Below are 18,567 nucleotides of genomic sequence, written 5' to 3'. Positions count from 1 at the left end.
ATTATTGTCTCTGATATGTTTAGCCTCCGTTTATCTATTCAGGAGTATAGGGCAGCAGCCCACTATATGGACCGTCACCGACGTCAGTCATCTTTCAGGCCGTTCTGCGCCTCTTTCACCGGCGATCCTCGCCACGTTTCAACGCTGTCTACCATTGATTTGCCCATGCCGATTGGGGCACCGTTTTGTCATTCCTTTAGCAGGAGCTTGTCATGGAATTCTTAATGGACCCGTCAATCTGGGTAGGATTGCTCACGCTGGTGGTGCTGGAGATTGTTCTCGGCATCGATAACCTGGTGTTTATTGCCATCCTTGCGGATAAACTTCCGCCAAAACAACGTGATAAAGCGCGTCTGATCGGTCTCTCGCTGGCACTGTTCATGCGACTGGCACTGTTGTCCGTCATCTCGTGGATGGTGACGCTGACGAAACCGCTTTTTTCCGTCATGGATTTCACCTTCTCTGGCCGCGATTTGATCATGCTGCTGGGGGGGATATTCCTGCTGTTCAAGGCCACAACCGAACTGCACGAACGGCTGGAAAACAGACAGCACGATGATGGTCACGGTAAGGGGTATGCCAGCTTCTGGGTGGTTGTATTGCAGATCGTGGTGCTTGATGCCGTCTTCTCGCTGGATGCGGTGATCACGGCGGTGGGTATGGTGAACCACCTGCCAGTGATGATGGCAGCCGTAGTGATTGCGATGGCGATGATGTTGCTGGCCTCGAAGCCGCTGACGCGTTTCGTGAACCAACATCCAACGGTCGTGGTGCTGTGTCTGAGCTTCCTGCTGATGATTGGTCTGAGCCTGGTCGCGGAAGGTTTTGGCTTCCATATTCCGAAAGGTTACCTGTATGCCGCGATTGGCTTCTCGATCCTTATCGAGCTGTTTAACCAGATTGCGCGTCGTAACTTCATTAAGCAGCAATCGAATCAGCCGCTGCGTGCCCGTACGGCGGATGCCATTCTGCGCCTGATGGGGGGCCGTCGTCAGGTGACCGTACAGTCCGATAACGAAAGCCGTAACCCGGTTCCGGTCCCTGAAGGGGCGTTCGTTGAAGAAGAACGCTACATGATCAACGGCGTGCTCTCACTGGCCTCCCGTTCGCTGCGCGGTATCATGACCCCGCGCGGTGAAATCAGCTGGGTAGATGCCAACCTGAGCGTCAGTGAAATCCGTCAGCAACTGCTCTCTTCACCGCACAGTCTGTTCCCGGTGTGTCGTGGTGAGCTGGATGAGATAATCGGCGTGGTGCGTGCGAAAGAGCTGCTGGTGGCGCTGGAAGAGGGCGTCAACGTGGAAGCCATCGCGGCCGCATCACCTGCAATTGTGGTGCCGGAAACGCTGGATCCGATCAATCTGCTGGGCGTACTGCGCCGCGCTCGCGGGAGCTTCGTCATCGTCACCAACGAGTTTGGTGTGGTGCAGGGGCTGGTCACGCCGCTGGACGTGCTTGAAGCGATTGCCGGTGAATTCCCGGATGCAGACGAAACGCCAGAAATTGTGGCCGACGGCGAAGGCTGGCTGGTGAAGGGAACGACCGACCTGCACGCGCTCTCGCATACGCTGGGGCTGGAAAACGTCATCAATGATGATGAAGACATTGCCACCGTTGCAGGGCTGGTGATTTCCGTTAACGGGCAAATCCCGCGTACCGGTGACGTGATCGAACTTCCACCTTTGCACATTACCATTGTTGAAGCGAACGATTATCGCGTTGATATGGTGCGTATTGTTAAAGAGCAATCGGCACACGACGAAGACGAGTAAGTCTTCTTAACGCAACGGCATTAAGGGCACGATGTGTCCATTGTGGTGCGCTGGCGGGGGGGAACTCTCCGCCAGCCATTTTGGAAATTCCCGTAGCGGCATTGGTCGCGCATAAAAAAATCCCTGCAGGTTATGCACGCCGTGTCGGCGTAAATACCGCGACTGTTCCTCTGTTTCGACCCCTTCCGCAACCAGCTCAATATTCAACCGCTGACCCAGCGCAATAATAATGTCCGTTACCGTCGAGTTCACGGCATCGGTACCAATTGCCGTGGTGAATGATTTGTCAATTTTCAACACGTCAGGATGGAGTTTTTCGAGCCAGGAAAGTGAACTGTTCCCGGTACCAAAATCATCAATCGCCAGTTTCACGCCTTCGCGATGCAGCTCCCGAACAATGCGGTAATCGACGTCGAGCAGGTCGTCGCGTTCGGTCAGTTCAATAATCAGCTGTTGAGTGGGTTTTGCGCTGAACCAGGCGCGGTTCAGATCCTGCAACAGGGTGGCGCGGCGGAAGTGGCTGGCAGCCACATTTATCCCGATCTGAAAACTGTTTGAGGCCGGAAAATAACCAATCTGACGCACGGTCTCCATGATGACGTAGCGTGTCAGAGGAACAATCAGGTTATGTTCTTCTGCCAGGGGAATAAACACTTCCGGTGAGATCCAGCCCTGTCGCGGGTTATGCCAGCGCAACAGGATCTCGACGCCGATGCAGTCCTGGGTACGGGCATTCACCAGCGGCTGGCAAAAAAGTTCAAATTCCCGTGCCGCGATCCCCATGTTAATTTCCCACGTGAAGCTCATGCGGCGCGCAGTTGCCAGCCAGGCGATATAGCCCAGCAGCAGGCTCAGCATTAACCCCAGCGGTAACTGCGTTGGCAGGTTGATTAACGCCATTTCACCAGGGCCTGGCCCGCTGACCGTAATGGAGAAGGGATAGTGTGTCGACGCCTTCTCCAGAAGCGAATCTCCGTCATCAAAGCTCAGGGTTTCCGTGACCTGTTGACCATAGCGCAGATAATGATCGCCCACGGTCAGCACCACGTCGGTAATCAGCGGGGTCTGTGGCTCGAGTATCATTCTGGTGATGAGATCAATATTGACGATCTCCATCACGCCATCTTCACCGCTCGGGGAAATCGGGGTCCACTGAATCAGAATGGGGCTGCCTTTGAGCAGCCACTGGTCGGTCGACAAAATCAGTTTTGGCTTACTGGCAGGCAAGACCGGTTGAAAATCACGCACGAGGACATTACGGCTGCCGAAAATACTGGAGCAGTACAGGATCCCGTCTTTAATCAGCGCGATGGAGCGAACGGTCTGCAAAATGGCGGCCTGTTTTCGCAAAACCAGGTGCACCTGCGGGCAAGGTTCACCCACCAGCGTTTGCAGAAGATTCCGGCGGCGTTCTAATGAAAGCAGTACGTTATCGAGAGAGCGAACGGTATAGCTGGCAAAATCGAGGATCCGCTCCTGATTGGCATTACGCTGTGAAACAAAACGAATACCTAACGTCAGGATGAGCGTAAGGAGCGCAACCGTCACACAGACGATAACGCGTTTTCGGCGATAGTTTTTAATGATCGTTTGTGCATTTTGCATGAACGGTCGCTCTATGCGCTACCAGCCCCAAAAGCCGGAAGCAATAGAGAAAGTGTAGTGGGGAAAGAGGAAGGAGACGAGACGTGAGAGGTAATATCGCCCATCCGTTGCAGATGGGCGAAAGGAAGTATTAGTCGCACTGCACCTTAATGGCCAGACCACCGCGTGACGTTTCGCGGTACTTCGCGTTCATGTCCTTGCCGGTTTCGTACATGGTTTCGATAACCTTATCCAGCGATACGCGAGGTTCGCTGGTACGGCGCATTGCCATACGAGAGGCGTTGATCGCTTTCACTGAGGCAATAGCGTTACGCTCAATACACGGTACCTGTACCTGGCCTGCAACCGGGTCGCAGGTCAGACCGAGGTTATGTTCCATACCGATTTCCGCCGCCACACAGACCTGCTCTGGGCTTGCACCCAGCAGTTCTGCAAGGCCAGCTGCTGCCATAGAACACGCCACGCCCACTTCGCCCTGGCAGCCGACTTCTGCGCCAGAGATGGATGCGTTCATTTTGTACAGCGCGCCAATCGCACCCGCTGCCAGGAAGTAACGGATGTAAATATCCGGGCTGACAGGCTCAATAAAGTGATCGTAATAGGCCAGTACCGCCGGAACGATACCGCATGCGCCGTTGGTAGGCGCAGTTACCACACGGCCACCGGCGGCGTTTTCTTCGTTAACCGCAAGGGCAAACATGTTCACCCAGTCGACCACGTTCATGGGGTCGTTGGAGAATTTGTCCGTTGTCACCAGCATACGACGCAGCGCAGAGGCACGACGCGGCACGCGCAGTGGCCCAGGTAACACACCTTCGGTGTTCATACCGCGGTCGATACAGGCGCGCATGGTCTGCCACACATTAGCAAAATAGTCTTCAATTTCTTTTTTGCTGTGCAGTGCCAGTTCGTTTTGCATCACCATGCCGGAAAGCGACAGGCCGCTCTCTTTGCAATAACCCAGCATCTCGGTGGCCGATTTAAACGGATACGGCACGCTGACGTCGCCCACGCTCTCTTTGCCAAAGTGCTCTTCATCAACAATGAAGCCACCGCCAATGGAGTAGTAGGTTTTGCTGTAAATCTCTTTTTCGCCGTTAAACGCGTGGATGGTCATCCCGTTTTCGTGCAGCGGCAGGTTGTCGCTGCGAAAACGCATGCCATCATCCTGCGGGAAATCCACTTCGCGCTGGCCGTTTGCAAGCAGCAGGCGACCGCGCGTTTCCACGTCGCGGATGAATGCCGGAATGGCATCAATATCAACGGTGTCCGGCATGTTGCCCGCCAGACCCATAATAATGGCGATATCGGTGTGGTGGCCTTTACCCGTTAATGACAGCGAGCCGTAAACATCCACGGCAACACGGGTAACGCTTTCCAGTAATCCTTTTTCGACCAGATCATCGACGAACTGTTTACCGGCCTTCATCGGGCCTACAGTATGGGAAGACGAAGGGCCAATTCCCACTTTGAACATGTCGAATATACTAATCACTTTCACACTCCTGACAGGGTTACCGGGTTTCCAGTAACGATGTTATAACTGCGCATAGTGTAAGAGGGAACATCGACCTCGGCTTGACTATTCACATGAATTAAACTAATGGATAACCCCTGATTTACTAATGCTGAGACGCACCTCGCAAACTTACGTTAAATTCGCGAATGTAAAGTATAGTCAAGGCTTCAGGCCGATTTGCAGCGCCAGTTCACGAATGATGCCTGCCGTCATGCCCCAGACAAAATAATGCTGATACCAGGACAACCAGACCCGGTGTGCATGACCTCGTCGCTGAATGTCCAGAGGGTGATAGCGCCCGAGACGAAGAGCCTCTTCCAGCGGCATTTCAAACACCGCAGAGACTTCATCGACGCTGGCATGATACTGAAGATCAGGGGGGATAATGCCGACGACCGGCGTGACCTGAAAACCGGTGACACTGTCGACTGGCGGCAGAACACCAATGATCTCGACGACCTCCGGTGGGATCGCGACCTCTTCCTGTGCTTCACGCAGCGCGGCAGCAATCAACGAAGCGTCGGTACTGTCGACCGCGCCCCCCGGGAAAGCAACCTGACCGGCGTGTTTGCGCAAGTGCGGTGAACGCTGTGTCAGCAGTAAACCGGGCTGTTCGCGGCGCACCACCGGGATAAGCACCGCGGCCTGACGGCGATTCAGGGTTTCTCGGCTCACCTGTGGGCGCAAAAGCTGGAAACGCGACAGAAAATCATCCAGCGTCAGGTTCTCTTTCTCCACCCGTTATGTCTCCAGTTGTTGAAGGATACGGTTAACTTTATCAAAGGTTTCCTGATATTCCGCCTGAACTTCGCTATCCGCCACAATTCCGCCACCGGCAGAACAGTAAATATTGCCCGCGCAGGCGGTCAGAGTGCGAATGGTAATGCTGGTATCCAGCGTACCGCAGAGGCTGACATAGCCAATGCTGCCGCACCAGGCGTTGCGGCGGTGTGGCTCGAGTTCATCGATAATCTCCATCGCCCGCACTTTGGGTGCGCCGGTGATGGAGCCTCCCGGAAACGCGGCGCGCAGGAGATCGCAGGCCGTACGCGACGCAGGCAACTGTGCGGTAATGGTGCTGACCAGATGATGCACCGCCGGGAAAGGCTCGACCACGAACAGTTCAGGCACCCGCACGCTTCCCGGTACGGCCACCCGGCCAATATCGTTGCGCATCAGATCAACAATCATCAGGTTTTCGGCGCGGTCTTTTGGTGATGCGGCCAGCTTTTTCGCCTGCAGACGATCGGCTTCAGGGTCTGCCAGACGCGGAAGCGTACCTTTGATCGGGCGGGTCTGAATGGTACCTTCAGCGAGATGAATAAATCGCTCTGGCGAGAGGCTAAGGATTGCGCCCTGTTCCAGACGTAAAAACGCGCTGAACGGTGCCCGGTTACTGGCGTTGAGGCGGGTAAAGGCCTGCCATTCATCACCCTGATACGTCGCCTGAAAGCGCTGGGCGAGGTTGACCTGATAGCAATCACCGCTTTGCAGATACGCCTGAACGCGTGAGAACTTTTGCGCATATTCCTGCGCGGTCATGTTCGAACGCCAGTTCGAGGTCAGGCTGAAGTCTGTTGCTGAAGCCGGTTGTTGTGATTCCAGCCAGGCCAGACGTGCATTTACATCCGAGTGGCTAAGCAGGGAAACCACCTGCCGGTGGTGGTCAACAATTAACGCCCAGTCGTACAGACCTACTGCCATATCCGGCAGCGGGATATCGTCCTGCGCATTATCGGGAAGTGTTTCAAAACGACGGCCTAAATCATAGCCGAACAACCCCAGAGCGCCGCCCTGGAAGGGAAGATCGGGATCCGGGTTTACGGATAAGCCCAGTGCGTCAATGGACTGCTGAAGCAACATCAGCGGATCGTCCGTTGACTGACGCGTCCCAACAGACGTCACCCCGCCGTGGGTTATCAGGGTTTCTACCGGATCGGCAACCAGAATATCAAAACGGCTGTAGGGATGGTCGGCATGACCGGAGTGCAACAGCATCGCGAAAGGAAGGTGGCTCAGGCGAGCAAACCAGAACTCAGCGGCGTCAACACGCCAGGGCAAGGTCATAACAGTGGGGAAGCGCATGTTCATGTGTGGCATACTACCGGGCAGCGTGAAATAATTAGCGCAGACAATTTAGCAGGAGTTGACAATGTTTGCAGGTTTACCTTCTCTGAGCCACGAGCAGCAGCAGAAAGCAGTTGAGCGGATCCAGGAGCTGATGTCCCAGGGGATGAGCAGCGGGCAGGCAATTTCCCAGGTGGCGGAAGAACTTCGCGCCACTCATACCGGTGAGCGGATCGTGGCGCGTTTCGAGGATGAAGACGAAGAATAATCGGGCTTAGAGCTTGGCCCAGTAGGGTTATTAGCGCAGGCAGTTTGAACACGGACAGCGCGGAGAAACCGGAGCATACACGTAGTACGTGAGGATTTCGAGCACTGCCCAGGTTCAAAATGGCAAGCCAAATAGCCCTAATGGGTCAGGCTTAAACTGCCGCGATAATCTTAATCTCTACCTTATATTCCGGTTTCATCAGCGTCGCCTGTACGGTGCAGCGTACAGGCGCGTGACCCGCCACCACCCACGCATCCCAGGCTTTGTTCATCGCCGCAAAATCCGCTTTGTCAGCCAGAAAAAGGGTGGCATCCAGAATGCGGGACTTATTGCTGCCCTGTTTTTCCAGCACCTTATCAATCTGTGCCAGGGTGTTCGCCGTCTGCTCGAACGCGTCTGCGTCCAGATTTTCCGGCACGCCGGTGTAATAGAGCGTCTGGTTATGAATTACGACATCAGACCAGCGGGCTTCCGCATCAATGCGCACAATCGTCATAAACGTTTCCTCGTTATTTTCATATCAGGCGGCAAGACTGCCATATTGTTCTCCCGTCGTCACTATTTGGGGTGGCACTGTGACGGATGGGCTGACATAATCCCTGTGCAAAAATACAGTGAGAGAGCACCGTGGCAGACGATTTTTCCCCTGAGGGTCAGTTAGCACAGGCCATTCCCGGCTTTAAGCCGCGTGAACCACAGCGTCAGATGGCGCATGCCGTGGCGCATGCCATCGACAAAGCACAGCCGCTGGTGGTGGAAGCCGGAACCGGTACAGGTAAAACCTATGCATACCTTGCCCCGGCGCTGCGTGCAAAAAAGAAAGTGATCATCTCTACGGGGTCAAAGGCGCTTCAGGACCAGCTCTACAGTCGCGATTTGCCCACGGTGGCAAAAGCGCTGAAATACAAAGGTCGCCTGGCGTTGTTGAAGGGGCGTTCTAACTATCTCTGCCTGGAGCGTCTTGAACAGCAGGCGCTGGCGGGCGGTGACCTGCCGGTGCAAACCCTGAGCGATGTCATTATTCTTCGTGCCTGGGCCAATCAGACCGAAGAGGGCGATATCAGCACCTGCGCGAGCGTGCCGGAAGATTCTCCCGCCTGGCCGCTGGTCACCAGCACCAACGACAACTGCCTTGGCAGCGACTGCCCACTGTATAAAGACTGTTTTGTGGTAAAAGCACGTAAAACCGCGATGGATGCGGATGTCGTGGTGGTTAACCATCATCTGTTCCTCGCGGATATGGTGGTCAAAGACAGCGGCTTTGGTGAGCTCATACCGGAAGCGGAAGTGATGATCTTTGACGAAGCCCACCAGCTACCGGATATCGCCAGCCAGTATTTTGGTCAGTCACTTTCCAGCCGTCAGCTGCAGGATCTGGCGAAAGATTTCACCATTGCCTATCGCACTGAATTAAAAGACACCCAGCAACTGCAAAAATGTGCCGACCGCCTGGCGCAGAGTGCGCAGGATTTCCGCCTGCAGCTTGGGGAACCGGGCTACCGGGGTAATCTGCGCGAGCTACTGGCAGACAGCAATATCCAGCGTGCGTTGTTATTGCTGGATGATGCTCTGGAACTTTGCTACGACGTGGCGAAACTGTCACTTGGCCGTTCAGCGTTGCTGGATGCCGCCTTTGAGCGCGCCACGCTCTACCGGGGGCGGCTCAAAAGGCTAAAAGAGATCAACCAGCCGGGCTTTAGCTACTGGTATGAATGTACCTCTCGCCATTTTACGCTGGCCCTGACGCCGCTGACCGTAGCAGATAAATTCAAAGAGGTGATGACGCAAAAGCCGGGGAGCTGGATATTCACCTCCGCTACGCTGTCGGTCAATGACGATCTGCACCACTTTACTGAACGTCTGGGGATTGAGCAGGCAGAATCACTGCTCCTGCCAAGCCCGTTTGATTATGAAAAACAGGCGTTGCTCTGTGTTCCACGCAATCTGCCGTTACCTAACCAGCCGGGCGCAGCGCGCCTGCTGGCGGCGATGCTGAAACCCATGATTGAGGCCAACAACGGTCGCTGTTTTATGCTCTGCACCTCTCACGCCATGATGCGTGACCTGGCCGAACAGTTCCGTGCCACCATGACGCTGCCGGTACTGCTTCAGGGTGAAACCAGCAAAGGGCAACTGCTTCAGCAGTTTGTCAGCGCGGGTAATGCCCTGCTGGTAGCAACCAGTAGTTTCTGGGAAGGGGTGGACGTGCGCGGTGACACGCTCTCTCTGGTGATCATCGATAAACTGCCGTTTACCTCCCCGGACGATCCGCTGCTGAAAGCGCGAATGGAGGACTGCCGTCTGCGTGGGGGCGATCCTTTCGATGAAGTTCAACTGCCGGATGCGGTGATCACCCTTAAACAAGGGGTAGGGCGTCTGATCCGTGATGTAGATGACCGGGGTGTGCTGGTCATTTGCGATAACCGGCTGGTGATGCGTCCATACGGAGCGACGTTCCTGGCAAGCCTGCCGCCTGCCCCCCGCACGCGGGACATTAAGCGCGCGGTTCGTTTCCTGGCAAACCCAACGGCGGAGTAATTTGCCCCGGAGTGTGCTAAGATGCGCGCCATTTTGTGACTGACCATTGCGAGAGCGCGACAACTGATGCGAATTCTGGCTATTGATACCGCTACAGAGGCCTGTTCTGTTGCCCTGTGGAACGACGGTGTTATCTCTGCTCATTTCGAAGAGTGCCCACGGGAACATACCCAACGTATTCTGCCCCTGGTCAAAGCGATTTTGACTACGGGCGACACCTCCTTAACCGACCTTGATGCACTGGCCTATGGCCGGGGCCCCGGCAGCTTTACGGGCGTACGCATCGGGATTGGGATTGCACAGGGGCTGGCGCTGGGCGCTGAGTTGCCCATGATTGGCGTCTCCACGCTGGCAATAATGGCGCAGGGCGCATGGCGCATGACCGGCGCAACACGTGTGCTGGCGGCAATTGATGCCCGCATGGGCGAAGTCTACTGGGCTGAATACACCCGCGATGAGCAGGGCGTGTGGCACGGTGAAGAGACCGAAGCGGTACTTAAGCCTGAAGCGGTGACCGAACGGCTGAAACAGCTGTCCGGCGAGTGGGCGATGGTTGGCACGGGCTGGCCGGCATGGCCTGACATGGCGAATGACACCGGGTTAACGCTGGTGGAAGGCAACATGTTGCTGCCAGCCGCCGAAGATATGCTTCCTATTGCCTGTCAGCTGCTTGCAGCAGGAAAAACCGTTGCAGTTGAACATGCTGAACCGGTTTATTTGCGAAACACCGTCGCGTGGAAGAAACTTCCGGGCCGCGAGTGAATCTCAGTAACAGGAACTGAGAAATAAGGAGTCGCATCATGGCGGTTCAGACTACAGTAGTACGCCTTATTATGGCTGGCGTGGTGGCCATTACACTGAGCGGATGTGTCACCGTTCCTGACGCGATAAAGGGAAGTAGTCCTACACCACAACAGGATCTGGTGCGCGTAATGAATGCGCCTGAACTGTATGTTGGTCAGGAAGCCCGCTTCGGCGGCAAGGTGGTTGAGGTGTTAAACCAGCAGGGGAAAACCCGTCTGGAGATCGCCACCGTACCGCTGGATAGCGGCGCGCGGCCAGTACTGGGTGAGGCGTCTCGCGGGCGCATTTATGCGGATGTCAGCGGGTTCCTCGATCCGGTCGATTTTCGCGGTCAACTGGTCACTGTCGTTGGGCCTATTACCGGAACGGTACAAGGCAAAATCGGCAATACGCCGTACAAATTCATGACCATGCAGGTAAACGGCTACAAGCGCTGGCGGATTGAACAACAGATTGTGATGCCGCCACAGCCTATGGATCCGTGGATGTGGGGGCCGCACCCATACCGCTATGGTTACCCTGGCTGGGGCTGGTACAACCCGGGTCCCGCACAGGTTCAAACGATTGTAACCGAGTAACTTACTGTTATTGTTAGGAAAGAGACAGCGGCTCAGCCGCTGTCTCTGTTTTTTTACGGACAAAACGAAAAAAAAGAGTGACGCGCTTCGCAACCTTAAATCTGAACGATTAATAAACTGGTACGCTGAGTTAATATAATGTTAACAAACTGTTTATTATCGGGGTTGTGATGACGACGAACACTCATTTCAGAGGTGATGCATTGAAGAAGGTTTGGCTTAACCGTTATCCCGCAGATGTTCCGGCGGAGATCAATCCTGACCGTTATCAATCCCTGGTTGAATTATTTGAAAATTCAGTCACGCGTTACGCCGATCAGCCTGCGTTCGTAAACATGGGCGAGGTAATGACGTTTCGCAAGCTGGAAGAGCGCAGCCGCGCCTTTGCTGCTTACCTGCAGGAAGGGCTGGGGCTACAGAAGGGTGACCGCGTCGCATTAATGATGCCGAACTTGCTGCAATACCCGGTGGCGTTGTTTGGCATCCTGCGAGCCGGGATGATCGTTGTGAACGTTAACCCTCTGTATACCCCGCGTGAGCTGGAGCATCAGCTGAATGACAGCGGTGCGGCCGCGATCGTCATTGTTTCTAACTTCGCCCATACGCTGGAAAAAGTCGTCGACAAAACCCAGGTCAAACACGTCATTCTGACGCGAATGGGCGATCAGCTCTCTACCGCTAAAGGGACGCTGGTTAACTTCGTCGTAAAATACATCAAACGACTGGTACCGAAATACCATCTGCCGGATGCCATCTCATTCCGTCGCGCACTGCATGCGGGTTATCGTATGCAATACGTGAAGCCGGAGGTGGTGCCGGAAGATCTCGCCTTCCTGCAATACACCGGGGGCACCACCGGTGTTGCCAAAGGCGCGATGTTGACCCACCGCAACATGCTGGCAAACCTGGAGCAGGTCAACGCAACCTATGGGCCGTTGCTGCACCGTGGTAAAGAGCTGGTGGTCACGGCGCTTCCGCTGTATCACATTTTCGCCCTGACCATGAATTGCTTGCTGTTTATCGAGCTGGGTGGTCAGAACCTGCTTATCACCAACCCGCGTGATATCCCGGGGCTGGTCAAAGAGCTGGCGAAATATCCGTTCACGGCCATGACGGGGGTGAATACCCTGTTTAACGCACTGCTTAACAACAAAGAGTTCCAGCAGCTTGATTTTTCCACGCTGCACCTCTCTGCGGGCGGTGGGATGCCTGTTCAGCAGGCGGTGGCGGAGCGCTGGGTGAAGCTCACCGGCCAGTATTTGCTGGAAGGCTATGGGCTGACAGAGTGTGCGCCGTTGGTCAGTGTGAACCCGCATGATATCGACTACCACAGCGGAAGCATTGGCCTGCCGGTACCGTCGACGGAAGCCAAACTGGTGGATGACGACGATAACGAAGTAGCTCCGGGTGAACCCGGTGAGCTGTGTGTCAGAGGCCCGCAGGTGATGCTGGGTTACTGGCAGCGTCCGGATGCCACTGATGAGATAATCAAAAACGGCTGGCTGCATACGGGTGATATCGCTGTGATGGACGATGAAGGCTTCCTGCGTATTGTCGACCGTAAAAAAGACATGATCCTTGTCTCTGGTTTCAACGTCTATCCGAATGAAATCGAAGACGTGGTCATGCAGCACAACGGTGTACGGGAAGTGGCGGCCGTTGGCGTCCCTTCTGGCAGCAGCGGTGAGGCGGTGAAAATTTTTGTGGTCAAGAAAGATCCTTCGCTGAATGAGGAAGAACTGATAACGTTCTGCCGCCGTCAATTGACCGGTTACAAGGTGCCGAAGCTGGTTGAGTTCCGCGATGAGCTGCCGAAATCGAATGTCGGGAAGATATTACGACGAGAATTACGTGACGAAGCCCGTGGCAAAGTAGACAATAAGGCCTGAGCTTCACGCTAATCGCCCAGACGCCGGTTAAGCCGGCGTTTTTTATGGGCGCAAACAAAAGAGAAACCGTTTTGAATTACCAGATGATCACTACCAATGACGAGCTGGCTTCGCTGTGCGAGGTTACGCGCGACTTTCCTGCCATTGCCCTGGATACCGAGTTTGTCCGTACCCGGACGTATTATCCGCAGTTGGGTCTGATTCAGATGTTCGACGGCAAACGCGTCTCGCTGATCGACCCTCTTGGTATCACCGACTGGACGCCAATGCGTGAATTGCTGCTCGATCCTGCCGTGACGAAATACCTGCATGCAGGCAGTGAAGATCTGGAAGTGTTCCTGAATACCTTTGGCATCATGCCGCAACCGTTAATTGATACGCAGATCCTTGCTGCGTTCAGCAATCGCCCGCTTTCATGGGGATTTGCCGCAATGGTTGAGGAGTATACCGGCCTGACGCTGGATAAGAGTGAATCCCGTACCGACTGGCTGGCACGCCCGCTGACGGAGCGTCAGCTTGATTACGCCGCGGCAGACGTGTTTTACCTGCTGCCAATTGCCGGGCAGTTGATGAAAGAGGCGGAAGCTTCAGGTTGGTTGCCTGCGGCCCTGGATGAGTGCCGTATGACGCAGTTGCGTCGTCAGGATGTGGTTGATCCGAAAGAGGCCTGGCGTGATATCAGCAACGCGTGGCAGTTACGTACGCGTCAGCTGGCCTGCCTGCAATTACTGGCTGACTGGCGTCTGCGTAAAGCGCGTGAACGCGATCTGGCCGTTAACTTCGTGGTCCGCGAAGAACACCTCTGGGCCGTTGCGCGCTATATGCCGGGCAGCATGGGTGAGCTCGACAGCATCGGACTTTCGGGCAGCGAAATTCGTTTCCACGGTAAAACCCTGCTTGCGCTGGTGGCAAAAGCGCAGCAAACGCCGGATGAGGAACTGCCGGAACCACTGCTGAATCTGATGGATATGCCGGGCTATCGCAAGGCGTTTAAAGAGATCAAAGCGCTGGTGCAGGAGGTTGCAACGGAAAGCAAGCTGGGGGCTGAATTACTGGCATCACGTCGTCAGATTAACCAGCTACTGAACTGGCACTGGAAGCTGAAGCTACAGAATGGATTGCCGGAACTGATGGCAGGCTGGCGTGGCGAATTGATGGCCGATCGCCTCAATACGCTGCTGGAAGGGTACCCACGCTGATAAACCTGTAGCCCCGGTAAGCGCAACGCGCCGCCGGGGGAATTACCGGGCGACGCGTTGCGTGCCCGGCCTACACAATCAACACGTGCGGCTAACGTGACTCTTCCGCTTCTGGTAGCGTCACGTTCAGCTCCAGAATCGAAATATCCCCGTCTTTTTGCTCCAGTTGCACGGTGACCATCTCCGGGTCAATCTGCACATACTTACAGATCACTTCCAGGATGTCCTTACGCAGCTGTGGCAGGTAGTGTGGCTCGGCGTCACTACGACGACGCTCCGCAACGATGATTTGCAGACGTTCTTTTGCGATGTTGGCGGTGTTCTTTTTCCGCGAGAGAAAAAAGTCCAGTAATGCCATAATTTATCCTCCGAACAGGCGTTTGAGGAAACCTTTCTTCTCTTCTTCAATGAAGCGGAAAGGACGTTCTTCTCCCAGCAGGCGGTCAACGGTATCCGCGTAAGCTTTACCCGCATCTGCCAGCGTATCCAGGATAACAGGCTCACCCTGGTTAGAGGCACGTAACACGGATTGGTCTTCCGGGATCACGCCGACCAGTTTGATGCGCAGGATCTCCAGCACGTCTTCCATGCTCAGCATGTCACCTTTGTTCACGCGGCCCGGGTTATAGCGGGTCAACAGCAGGTGCTCTTTAATCGGGTCTTCGCCATTTTCCGCACGTCGGGATTTAGAGGCGAGAATACCCAGAATTCGGTCAGAGTCACGAACGGATGAGACTTCAGGGTTAGTGGTGATGATCGCTTCATCAGCGAAGTAGAGCGCCATCAGCGCACCGGTTTCGATACCGGCAGGGGAGTCGCAGACCACAAAGTCGAACTCCATTTTTTTCAGTTCACCGAGTACGGTTTCCACGCCTTCACGGGTCAACGCGTCTTTGTCACGCGTCTGAGAGGCCGGGAGGATGTAGAGATTCTCGGTGCGCTTGTCTTTAATCAGCGCCTGGTTAAGCGTTGCATCGCCCTGAATGACGTTAACGAAATCATACACAACGCGACGTTCACAACCCATGATCAGGTCGAGGTTACGCAGGCCGATATCGAAATCAATAACGACGGTTTTCTTTCCCTTCTGGGCCAAACCAGTAGCGATGGCCGCGCTGGAGGTGGTCTTGCCAACGCCTCCTTTACCCGAAGTAACAACAATAATGCGTGCCATAGAAATTCCTTGTTAAAAAGGGATCAATTCAACGGTTGAACGGTCAACGCGTCATCTGCCAGTCGCAGACGAGCTGCTTTGCCATAAAATTCGGCTGGGATCTTGTCGCTCAGCCAATATTCACCTGCGATGGACACCAGTTCCGCCGTCAGGTGAGTACAAAATATTTGTGCATCCCGGTCACCACTTGCACCTGCGAGCGCACGCCCACGCATCATACCGTAGACGTGAATGTTGCCATCCGCAATCAGTTCTGCGCCGGCGCTGACGTGGCTTGTAACAATCAGATCACAGTTTGGTGCATAAATACGCTGACCGGAACGAACCGGCACATCAATCATTCGTGTTTTTGTGACGGGTGTAACGCTTTGCACCGGAGGAGGGGGCGTTTGCGCTGCAGCAGGAGCCGGGCGAGGGGCTTTTTCTTTGCCCTCGGTCAACAGCGGCAGTCCCGCACGGTCAATCTCTGCTTTCAGTTCCGCATCTTTACAGCCACTGATGCCCACAATGCGCAATCCGGTTGAGGAGACGGCCTGCTGGAGACGTGCCCAGTTAACCGGGGTATCCAGACCACTGACATTGATAACGACAGGCGCGTGCTTCAGAAAGGCGGGAGCCTGAGCGATTTTGTCTTCTAACGCCTGACGAATAACCTCGGGTTTTGCATCATGCAAATGTACCACTGATAAGGTGAAGCTACTGCCTTTAAGCTCGATGGGCGTGTTTGACATCCTGGCCTTACTCAATTTGCTATTAACCGCAACAACTCGCTGCGATATTCCGAAGAGTATCAGGCATGTTATAGTCAGGAGTATATTGAGGCAAGCAACCACCCATTAATTCAGAGTAAAAACATGTTTTGTGTGATCTACAGAAGTACAAGCCGTGACCAGACTTATCTTTATGTCGAAAAGAAAGACGACTTTTCCCGCGTGCCTGAAGAATTAATGAAGAGCTTTGGCCGTCCTCAGCTGGCGATGTTGCTGCCGCTCGACGGGCGTAAGAAACTGGTGAATGCCGATCTGGAAAAAGTGAAAACGGCATTAGCCGGGCAAGGCTATTATTTACAGCTTCCACCACCACCCGAGAATTTATTAAAACAGCATCTTGAGGTGAACGGAAAAAAATAGTCCCGAACGCTTCCGGGCACAACATATCAACCGTTTAGGGGTCGACCATGTATCAACATCATAACTGGCAAGGTGCATTACTGGATTATCCCGTCAGCAAAGTGGTCTGCGTTGGCAGCAATTATGCCAAACACATTCAGGAGATGGGCAGCGCGACGCCAGAAGAGCCGGTGCTGTTCATCAAACCGGAAACGGCACTTTGCGATATCCGCCAGCCGCTGGCGCTGCCGCAGGGGCTGGGAGCCGTTCATCATGAAGTGGAGCTGGCCGTGCTGATTGGCGCGACCCTGCGCCAGGCTCCGGAAGCGCATGTGCAAAAAGCGATTGCCGGTTATGGCGTGGCGCTGGATCTGACCCTGCGAGATGTACAGGGTAAAATGAAGAAAGCCGGACAACCGTGGGAAAAAGCCAAAGGGTTTGATAACGCCTGCCCAATCTCTGGTTTTGTTCCCGTGAGTGAGTTTACGGGCGATCCGCAGGACACCACGCTCAGCCTTAAGGTCAACGGTGAGATCCGTCAGCAGGGCACGACGGCAGACATGATCCACAAAATTGTACCGCTGATTGCCTACATGAGCCGTTTCTTCACCCTGAAGCCGGGCGATGTGATCCTGACCGGTACGCCAGAAGGCGTTGGCCCGCTGACCAGCGGCGACGAGCTGGACGTGAGTTTTAACGGTCTGTCGCTGAAAACCCGCGTGCTGTAAAAGCATCTTGCCGTCTTAAGAGGGCGGCAAAACTTGCATCAACGTGCCAGACTCGCTATAAGGTGCGCTTTCTTTTGACGTGTGGACATCCTGATGAACGACATTCCTTTCTGGCAAAGCAAAACTCTCGACGACATGACCGATGTGGAGTGGGAATCGTTGTGTGACGGCTGCGGGCAGTGTTGCCTGCATAAGCTGATGGATGAAGACACTGACGAAATCTATTTTACCAACGTTGCCTGCAAACAGCTGAATATCAAAACCTGCCAGTGCCGCAACTATGAGCGCCGTTTCGAATATGAGCCGGACTGCATCAAGTTAACCCGTGAGAACCTGCCTACCTTCGAGTGGCTGCCGCATACCTGCGCCTATCGCCTGCTGGCGGAAGGAAAGGATCTCCCGGCATGGCATCCGCTGCTGACAGGCTCGAAGGTGGCGATGCACGGGGAGCGGATCTCCGTACGCCATATTGCAGTGAAAGAGTCTGACGTGCGGGACTGGGAAGATCACATCATGAATCACCCCAACCGCTGATTATAAAAAACCCGCCGAAGCGGGTTTTTTTATGGGGTATGTCTGTTCCGATGCCTTCAACCCAACCTTCTCCTGCGGGAGAGGGCGAAAACACTAAAAACGGTAACCGAAGTGACCGTTTTACGTTTACCTGCCGAAAAGATCGCGTTTCTTCGGTTTGAACGGCTGAGCAATCAGCACCAGCAGTGCCACAACGAAGTAAGCAACAAAAATACCCACCAGCCACTGTGGCATCTCCAGTGTCAGGAATTCCCACTGACGAACGGAGCAGTCACCGGACGCCACAAACACCTGCGGCAGCCATTTATCCAGTGGCAGCCAGCTCGGGAAGCGGGCGGCGAAATCACAGGTCATAAACGGTGACGGATGCAGCTGCATCATGGTGTGCTGCCAGGAAAGTTCGATGCCTTTCCAGGCGCTGTAAAGCCAGATTGCAATCCCGGCATAGCGCAACGGCGATTTTGGGGCAATCGCACCCACCAGACCGGCACCCATAATGCCGAACAGTGCGCAACGCTCGTAGATACACAGCACGCAAGGTTTTAGCCCCATCACATGCTGGAACCACAGCGCGACCATTTCCAGCGCAAAGGCGGTCAGGGCCATTAACAACCACGCTCCGCGACCGCGGGAGCACTGGTTCAAAAATCTCAACATAATCATTTCCCTGGAACATGCTTAGAAAGCGCAGTGTAAACGAATTCGTTTTTCACGCCACCTGTACCTGACGAATTAAAACGTAATTGGATGTTTATCATGCGAAAAGGCAAACGGGCAGCGTGC

The 18,567-nt window shown here is 54.7% G+C and carries 19 protein-coding genes; 10 read left to right on the top strand and 9 right to left on the bottom strand.

Annotated elements, in window-relative coordinates:
* Positions 1-212 precede the first annotated feature (212 nt).
* Positions 213-1,772 (top strand): CNNM family cation transport protein YoaE, encoded by a 1,560-nt coding sequence (yoaE, locus tag HV318_RS04650; protein WP_182271775.1) that lies wholly within the window; start codon positions 213-215, stop codon positions 1,770-1,772.
* A 6-nt stretch (positions 1,773-1,778) separates the two neighbouring features.
* On the opposite strand, the gene pdeD is transcribed toward yoaE, so the two are convergent.
* The 4 genes from pdeD to pabB form a co-directional block, all read right to left on the bottom strand.
* Positions 1,779-3,377 carry a cyclic di-3',5'-guanosine monophosphate phosphodiesterase PdeD gene (pdeD, locus tag HV318_RS04645; protein ID WP_182271774.1) on the bottom strand — a complete coding sequence of 533 codons (1,599 nt, stop codon included), beginning with the start codon at positions 3,375-3,377 and terminating at the stop codon, positions 1,779-1,781.
* A gap of 130 nt (positions 3,378-3,507) precedes the next feature.
* Positions 3,508-4,872, bottom strand: coding sequence for an L-serine ammonia-lyase (gene sdaA / locus HV318_RS04640; protein WP_182271773.1), 1,365 nt, complete (start codon positions 4,870-4,872; stop codon positions 3,508-3,510).
* A 183-nt stretch (positions 4,873-5,055) separates the two neighbouring features.
* The gene (locus tag HV318_RS04635) at positions 5,056-5,634 is read right to left on the bottom strand and encodes a CoA pyrophosphatase (RefSeq protein WP_182271772.1); all 579 of its coding nucleotides are present in this window, start codon (positions 5,632-5,634) and stop codon (positions 5,056-5,058) included.
* Positions 5,635-5,637: 3 nt separating this feature from the next.
* Positions 5,638-6,987 carry an aminodeoxychorismate synthase component 1 gene (gene pabB / locus HV318_RS04630; protein ID WP_182271771.1) on the bottom strand — a complete coding sequence of 450 codons (1,350 nt, stop codon included), beginning with the start codon at positions 6,985-6,987 and terminating at the stop codon, positions 5,638-5,640.
* Between the two features lie 61 nt (positions 6,988-7,048).
* On the opposite strand from pabB, the gene HV318_RS04625 reads away from it, so the two are divergent.
* A complete protein-coding gene (locus HV318_RS04625; RefSeq protein ID WP_008500497.1) occupies positions 7,049-7,231 on the top strand; it encodes a YoaH family protein in 183 nt (60 codons plus the stop codon).
* A gap of 151 nt (positions 7,232-7,382) precedes the next feature.
* Here the strand turns inward: HV318_RS04625 and HV318_RS04620 are convergent, their stop codons facing one another.
* Positions 7,383-7,727, bottom strand: coding sequence for a RidA family protein (locus HV318_RS04620; protein ID WP_182271770.1), 345 nt, complete (start codon positions 7,725-7,727; stop codon positions 7,383-7,385).
* A 131-nt stretch (positions 7,728-7,858) separates the two neighbouring features.
* On the opposite strand from HV318_RS04620, the gene yoaA reads away from it, so the two are divergent.
* The 5 genes from yoaA (at position 7,859) to rnd (ending at position 14,239) form a co-directional block, all read left to right on the top strand.
* Positions 7,859-9,769 (top strand): DNA repair helicase YoaA, encoded by a 1,911-nt coding sequence (gene yoaA, locus HV318_RS04615; protein ID WP_182271769.1) that lies wholly within the window; start codon positions 7,859-7,861, stop codon positions 9,767-9,769.
* Between the two features lie 66 nt (positions 9,770-9,835).
* Complete coding sequence (gene tsaB / locus HV318_RS04610) at positions 9,836-10,531, top strand: tRNA (adenosine(37)-N6)-threonylcarbamoyltransferase complex dimerization subunit type 1 TsaB (protein WP_182271768.1); 696 nt, start codon at positions 9,836-9,838, stop codon at positions 10,529-10,531.
* 38 nt (positions 10,532-10,569) lie between these two features.
* Positions 10,570-11,151: a Slp family lipoprotein gene (locus tag HV318_RS04605; RefSeq protein WP_182271767.1), complete on the top strand. Its 582-nt coding sequence runs from the start codon at positions 10,570-10,572 to the stop codon at positions 11,149-11,151.
* Positions 11,152-11,354: 203 nt separating this feature from the next.
* Positions 11,355-13,040, top strand: a complete 1,686-nt coding sequence (fadD, locus tag HV318_RS04600) for a long-chain-fatty-acid--CoA ligase FadD (protein ID WP_182271766.1) — start codon at positions 11,355-11,357, stop codon at positions 13,038-13,040.
* Between the two features lie 83 nt (positions 13,041-13,123).
* Positions 13,124-14,239 carry a ribonuclease D gene (gene rnd / locus HV318_RS04595; protein WP_182274529.1) on the top strand — a complete coding sequence of 372 codons (1,116 nt, stop codon included), beginning with the start codon at positions 13,124-13,126 and terminating at the stop codon, positions 14,237-14,239.
* Positions 14,240-14,330: 91 nt separating this feature from the next.
* Here rnd and minE read toward each other — a convergent pair whose 3' ends face one another.
* From minE to minC, 3 genes are read right to left on the bottom strand one after another with little or no spacing between them, the layout of a single operon-like run.
* Positions 14,331-14,597 (bottom strand): cell division topological specificity factor MinE, encoded by a 267-nt coding sequence (gene minE / locus HV318_RS04590; RefSeq protein WP_024909868.1) that lies wholly within the window; start codon positions 14,595-14,597, stop codon positions 14,331-14,333.
* A 3-nt stretch (positions 14,598-14,600) separates the two neighbouring features.
* Positions 14,601-15,413, bottom strand: coding sequence for a septum site-determining protein MinD (gene minD / locus HV318_RS04585; RefSeq protein WP_182271765.1), 813 nt, complete (start codon positions 15,411-15,413; stop codon positions 14,601-14,603).
* Between the two features lie 23 nt (positions 15,414-15,436).
* Positions 15,437-16,144, bottom strand: a complete 708-nt coding sequence (minC, locus tag HV318_RS04580) for a septum site-determining protein MinC (RefSeq protein ID WP_182271764.1) — start codon at positions 16,142-16,144, stop codon at positions 15,437-15,439.
* Positions 16,145-16,267: 123 nt separating this feature from the next.
* On the opposite strand from minC, the gene HV318_RS04575 reads away from it, so the two are divergent.
* The 3 genes from HV318_RS04575 (at position 16,268) to ycgN (ending at position 17,784) form a co-directional block, all read left to right on the top strand.
* Positions 16,268-16,543, top strand: a complete 276-nt coding sequence (locus HV318_RS04575; RefSeq protein WP_182271763.1) for a YcgL domain-containing protein — start codon at positions 16,268-16,270, stop codon at positions 16,541-16,543.
* Between the two features lie 47 nt (positions 16,544-16,590).
* Complete coding sequence (locus HV318_RS04570; RefSeq protein WP_182271762.1) at positions 16,591-17,250, top strand: fumarylacetoacetate hydrolase family protein; 660 nt, start codon at positions 16,591-16,593, stop codon at positions 17,248-17,250.
* Positions 17,251-17,343: 93 nt separating this feature from the next.
* A complete protein-coding gene (gene ycgN / locus HV318_RS04565; RefSeq protein ID WP_182271761.1) occupies positions 17,344-17,784 on the top strand; it encodes a cysteine cluster protein YcgN in 441 nt (146 codons plus the stop codon).
* Between the two features lie 126 nt (positions 17,785-17,910).
* On the opposite strand, the gene dsbB is transcribed toward ycgN, so the two are convergent.
* Positions 17,911-18,441, bottom strand: coding sequence for a disulfide bond formation protein DsbB (dsbB, locus tag HV318_RS04560; protein ID WP_032641201.1), 531 nt, complete (start codon positions 18,439-18,441; stop codon positions 17,911-17,913).
* Positions 18,442-18,567 lie beyond the last annotated feature (126 nt).

Source organism: Enterobacter sp. RHBSTW-00901 (assembly GCF_014103115.1).
Taxonomy (GTDB): Bacteria; Pseudomonadota; Gammaproteobacteria; order Enterobacterales; family Enterobacteriaceae; genus Enterobacter; species Enterobacter cloacae_P.
Note: the sequence above shows the minus strand (reverse complement) of the source record. Positions and strands in the feature narration are given on the sequence as shown.

Excerpts from the sequence above, each read along its gene's own strand:
- yoaE (WP_182271775.1), top strand. The coding sequence starts at position 213 with ATGGAATTCTTAATGGACCCGTCAATCTGGGTAGGATTGCTCACGCTG.
- pdeD (WP_182271774.1), bottom strand. The coding sequence starts at position 3,377 with ATGCAAAATGCACAAACGATCATTAAAAACTATCGCCGAAAACGCGTT.
- pabB (WP_182271771.1), bottom strand. The coding sequence starts at position 6,987 with ATGAACATGCGCTTCCCCACTGTTATGACCTTGCCCTGGCGTGTTGAC.
- HV318_RS04625 (WP_008500497.1), top strand. The coding sequence starts at position 7,049 with ATGTTTGCAGGTTTACCTTCTCTGAGCCACGAGCAGCAGCAGAAAGCA.
- HV318_RS04620 (WP_182271770.1), bottom strand. The coding sequence starts at position 7,727 with ATGACGATTGTGCGCATTGATGCGGAAGCCCGCTGGTCTGATGTCGTA.
- tsaB (WP_182271768.1), top strand. The coding sequence starts at position 9,836 with ATGCGAATTCTGGCTATTGATACCGCTACAGAGGCCTGTTCTGTTGCC.
- HV318_RS04605 (WP_182271767.1), top strand. The coding sequence starts at position 10,570 with ATGGCGGTTCAGACTACAGTAGTACGCCTTATTATGGCTGGCGTGGTG.
- rnd (WP_182274529.1), top strand. The coding sequence starts at position 13,124 with ATGATCACTACCAATGACGAGCTGGCTTCGCTGTGCGAGGTTACGCGC.
- minE (WP_024909868.1), bottom strand. The coding sequence starts at position 14,597 with ATGGCATTACTGGACTTTTTTCTCTCGCGGAAAAAGAACACCGCCAAC.
- minD (WP_182271765.1), bottom strand. The coding sequence starts at position 15,413 with ATGGCACGCATTATTGTTGTTACTTCGGGTAAAGGAGGCGTTGGCAAG.
- minC (WP_182271764.1), bottom strand. The coding sequence starts at position 16,144 with ATGTCAAACACGCCCATCGAGCTTAAAGGCAGTAGCTTCACCTTATCA.
- HV318_RS04575 (WP_182271763.1), top strand. The coding sequence starts at position 16,268 with ATGTTTTGTGTGATCTACAGAAGTACAAGCCGTGACCAGACTTATCTT.
- HV318_RS04570 (WP_182271762.1), top strand. The coding sequence starts at position 16,591 with ATGTATCAACATCATAACTGGCAAGGTGCATTACTGGATTATCCCGTC.
- ycgN (WP_182271761.1), top strand. The coding sequence starts at position 17,344 with ATGAACGACATTCCTTTCTGGCAAAGCAAAACTCTCGACGACATGACC.
- dsbB (WP_032641201.1), bottom strand. The coding sequence starts at position 18,441 with ATGTTGAGATTTTTGAACCAGTGCTCCCGCGGTCGCGGAGCGTGGTTG.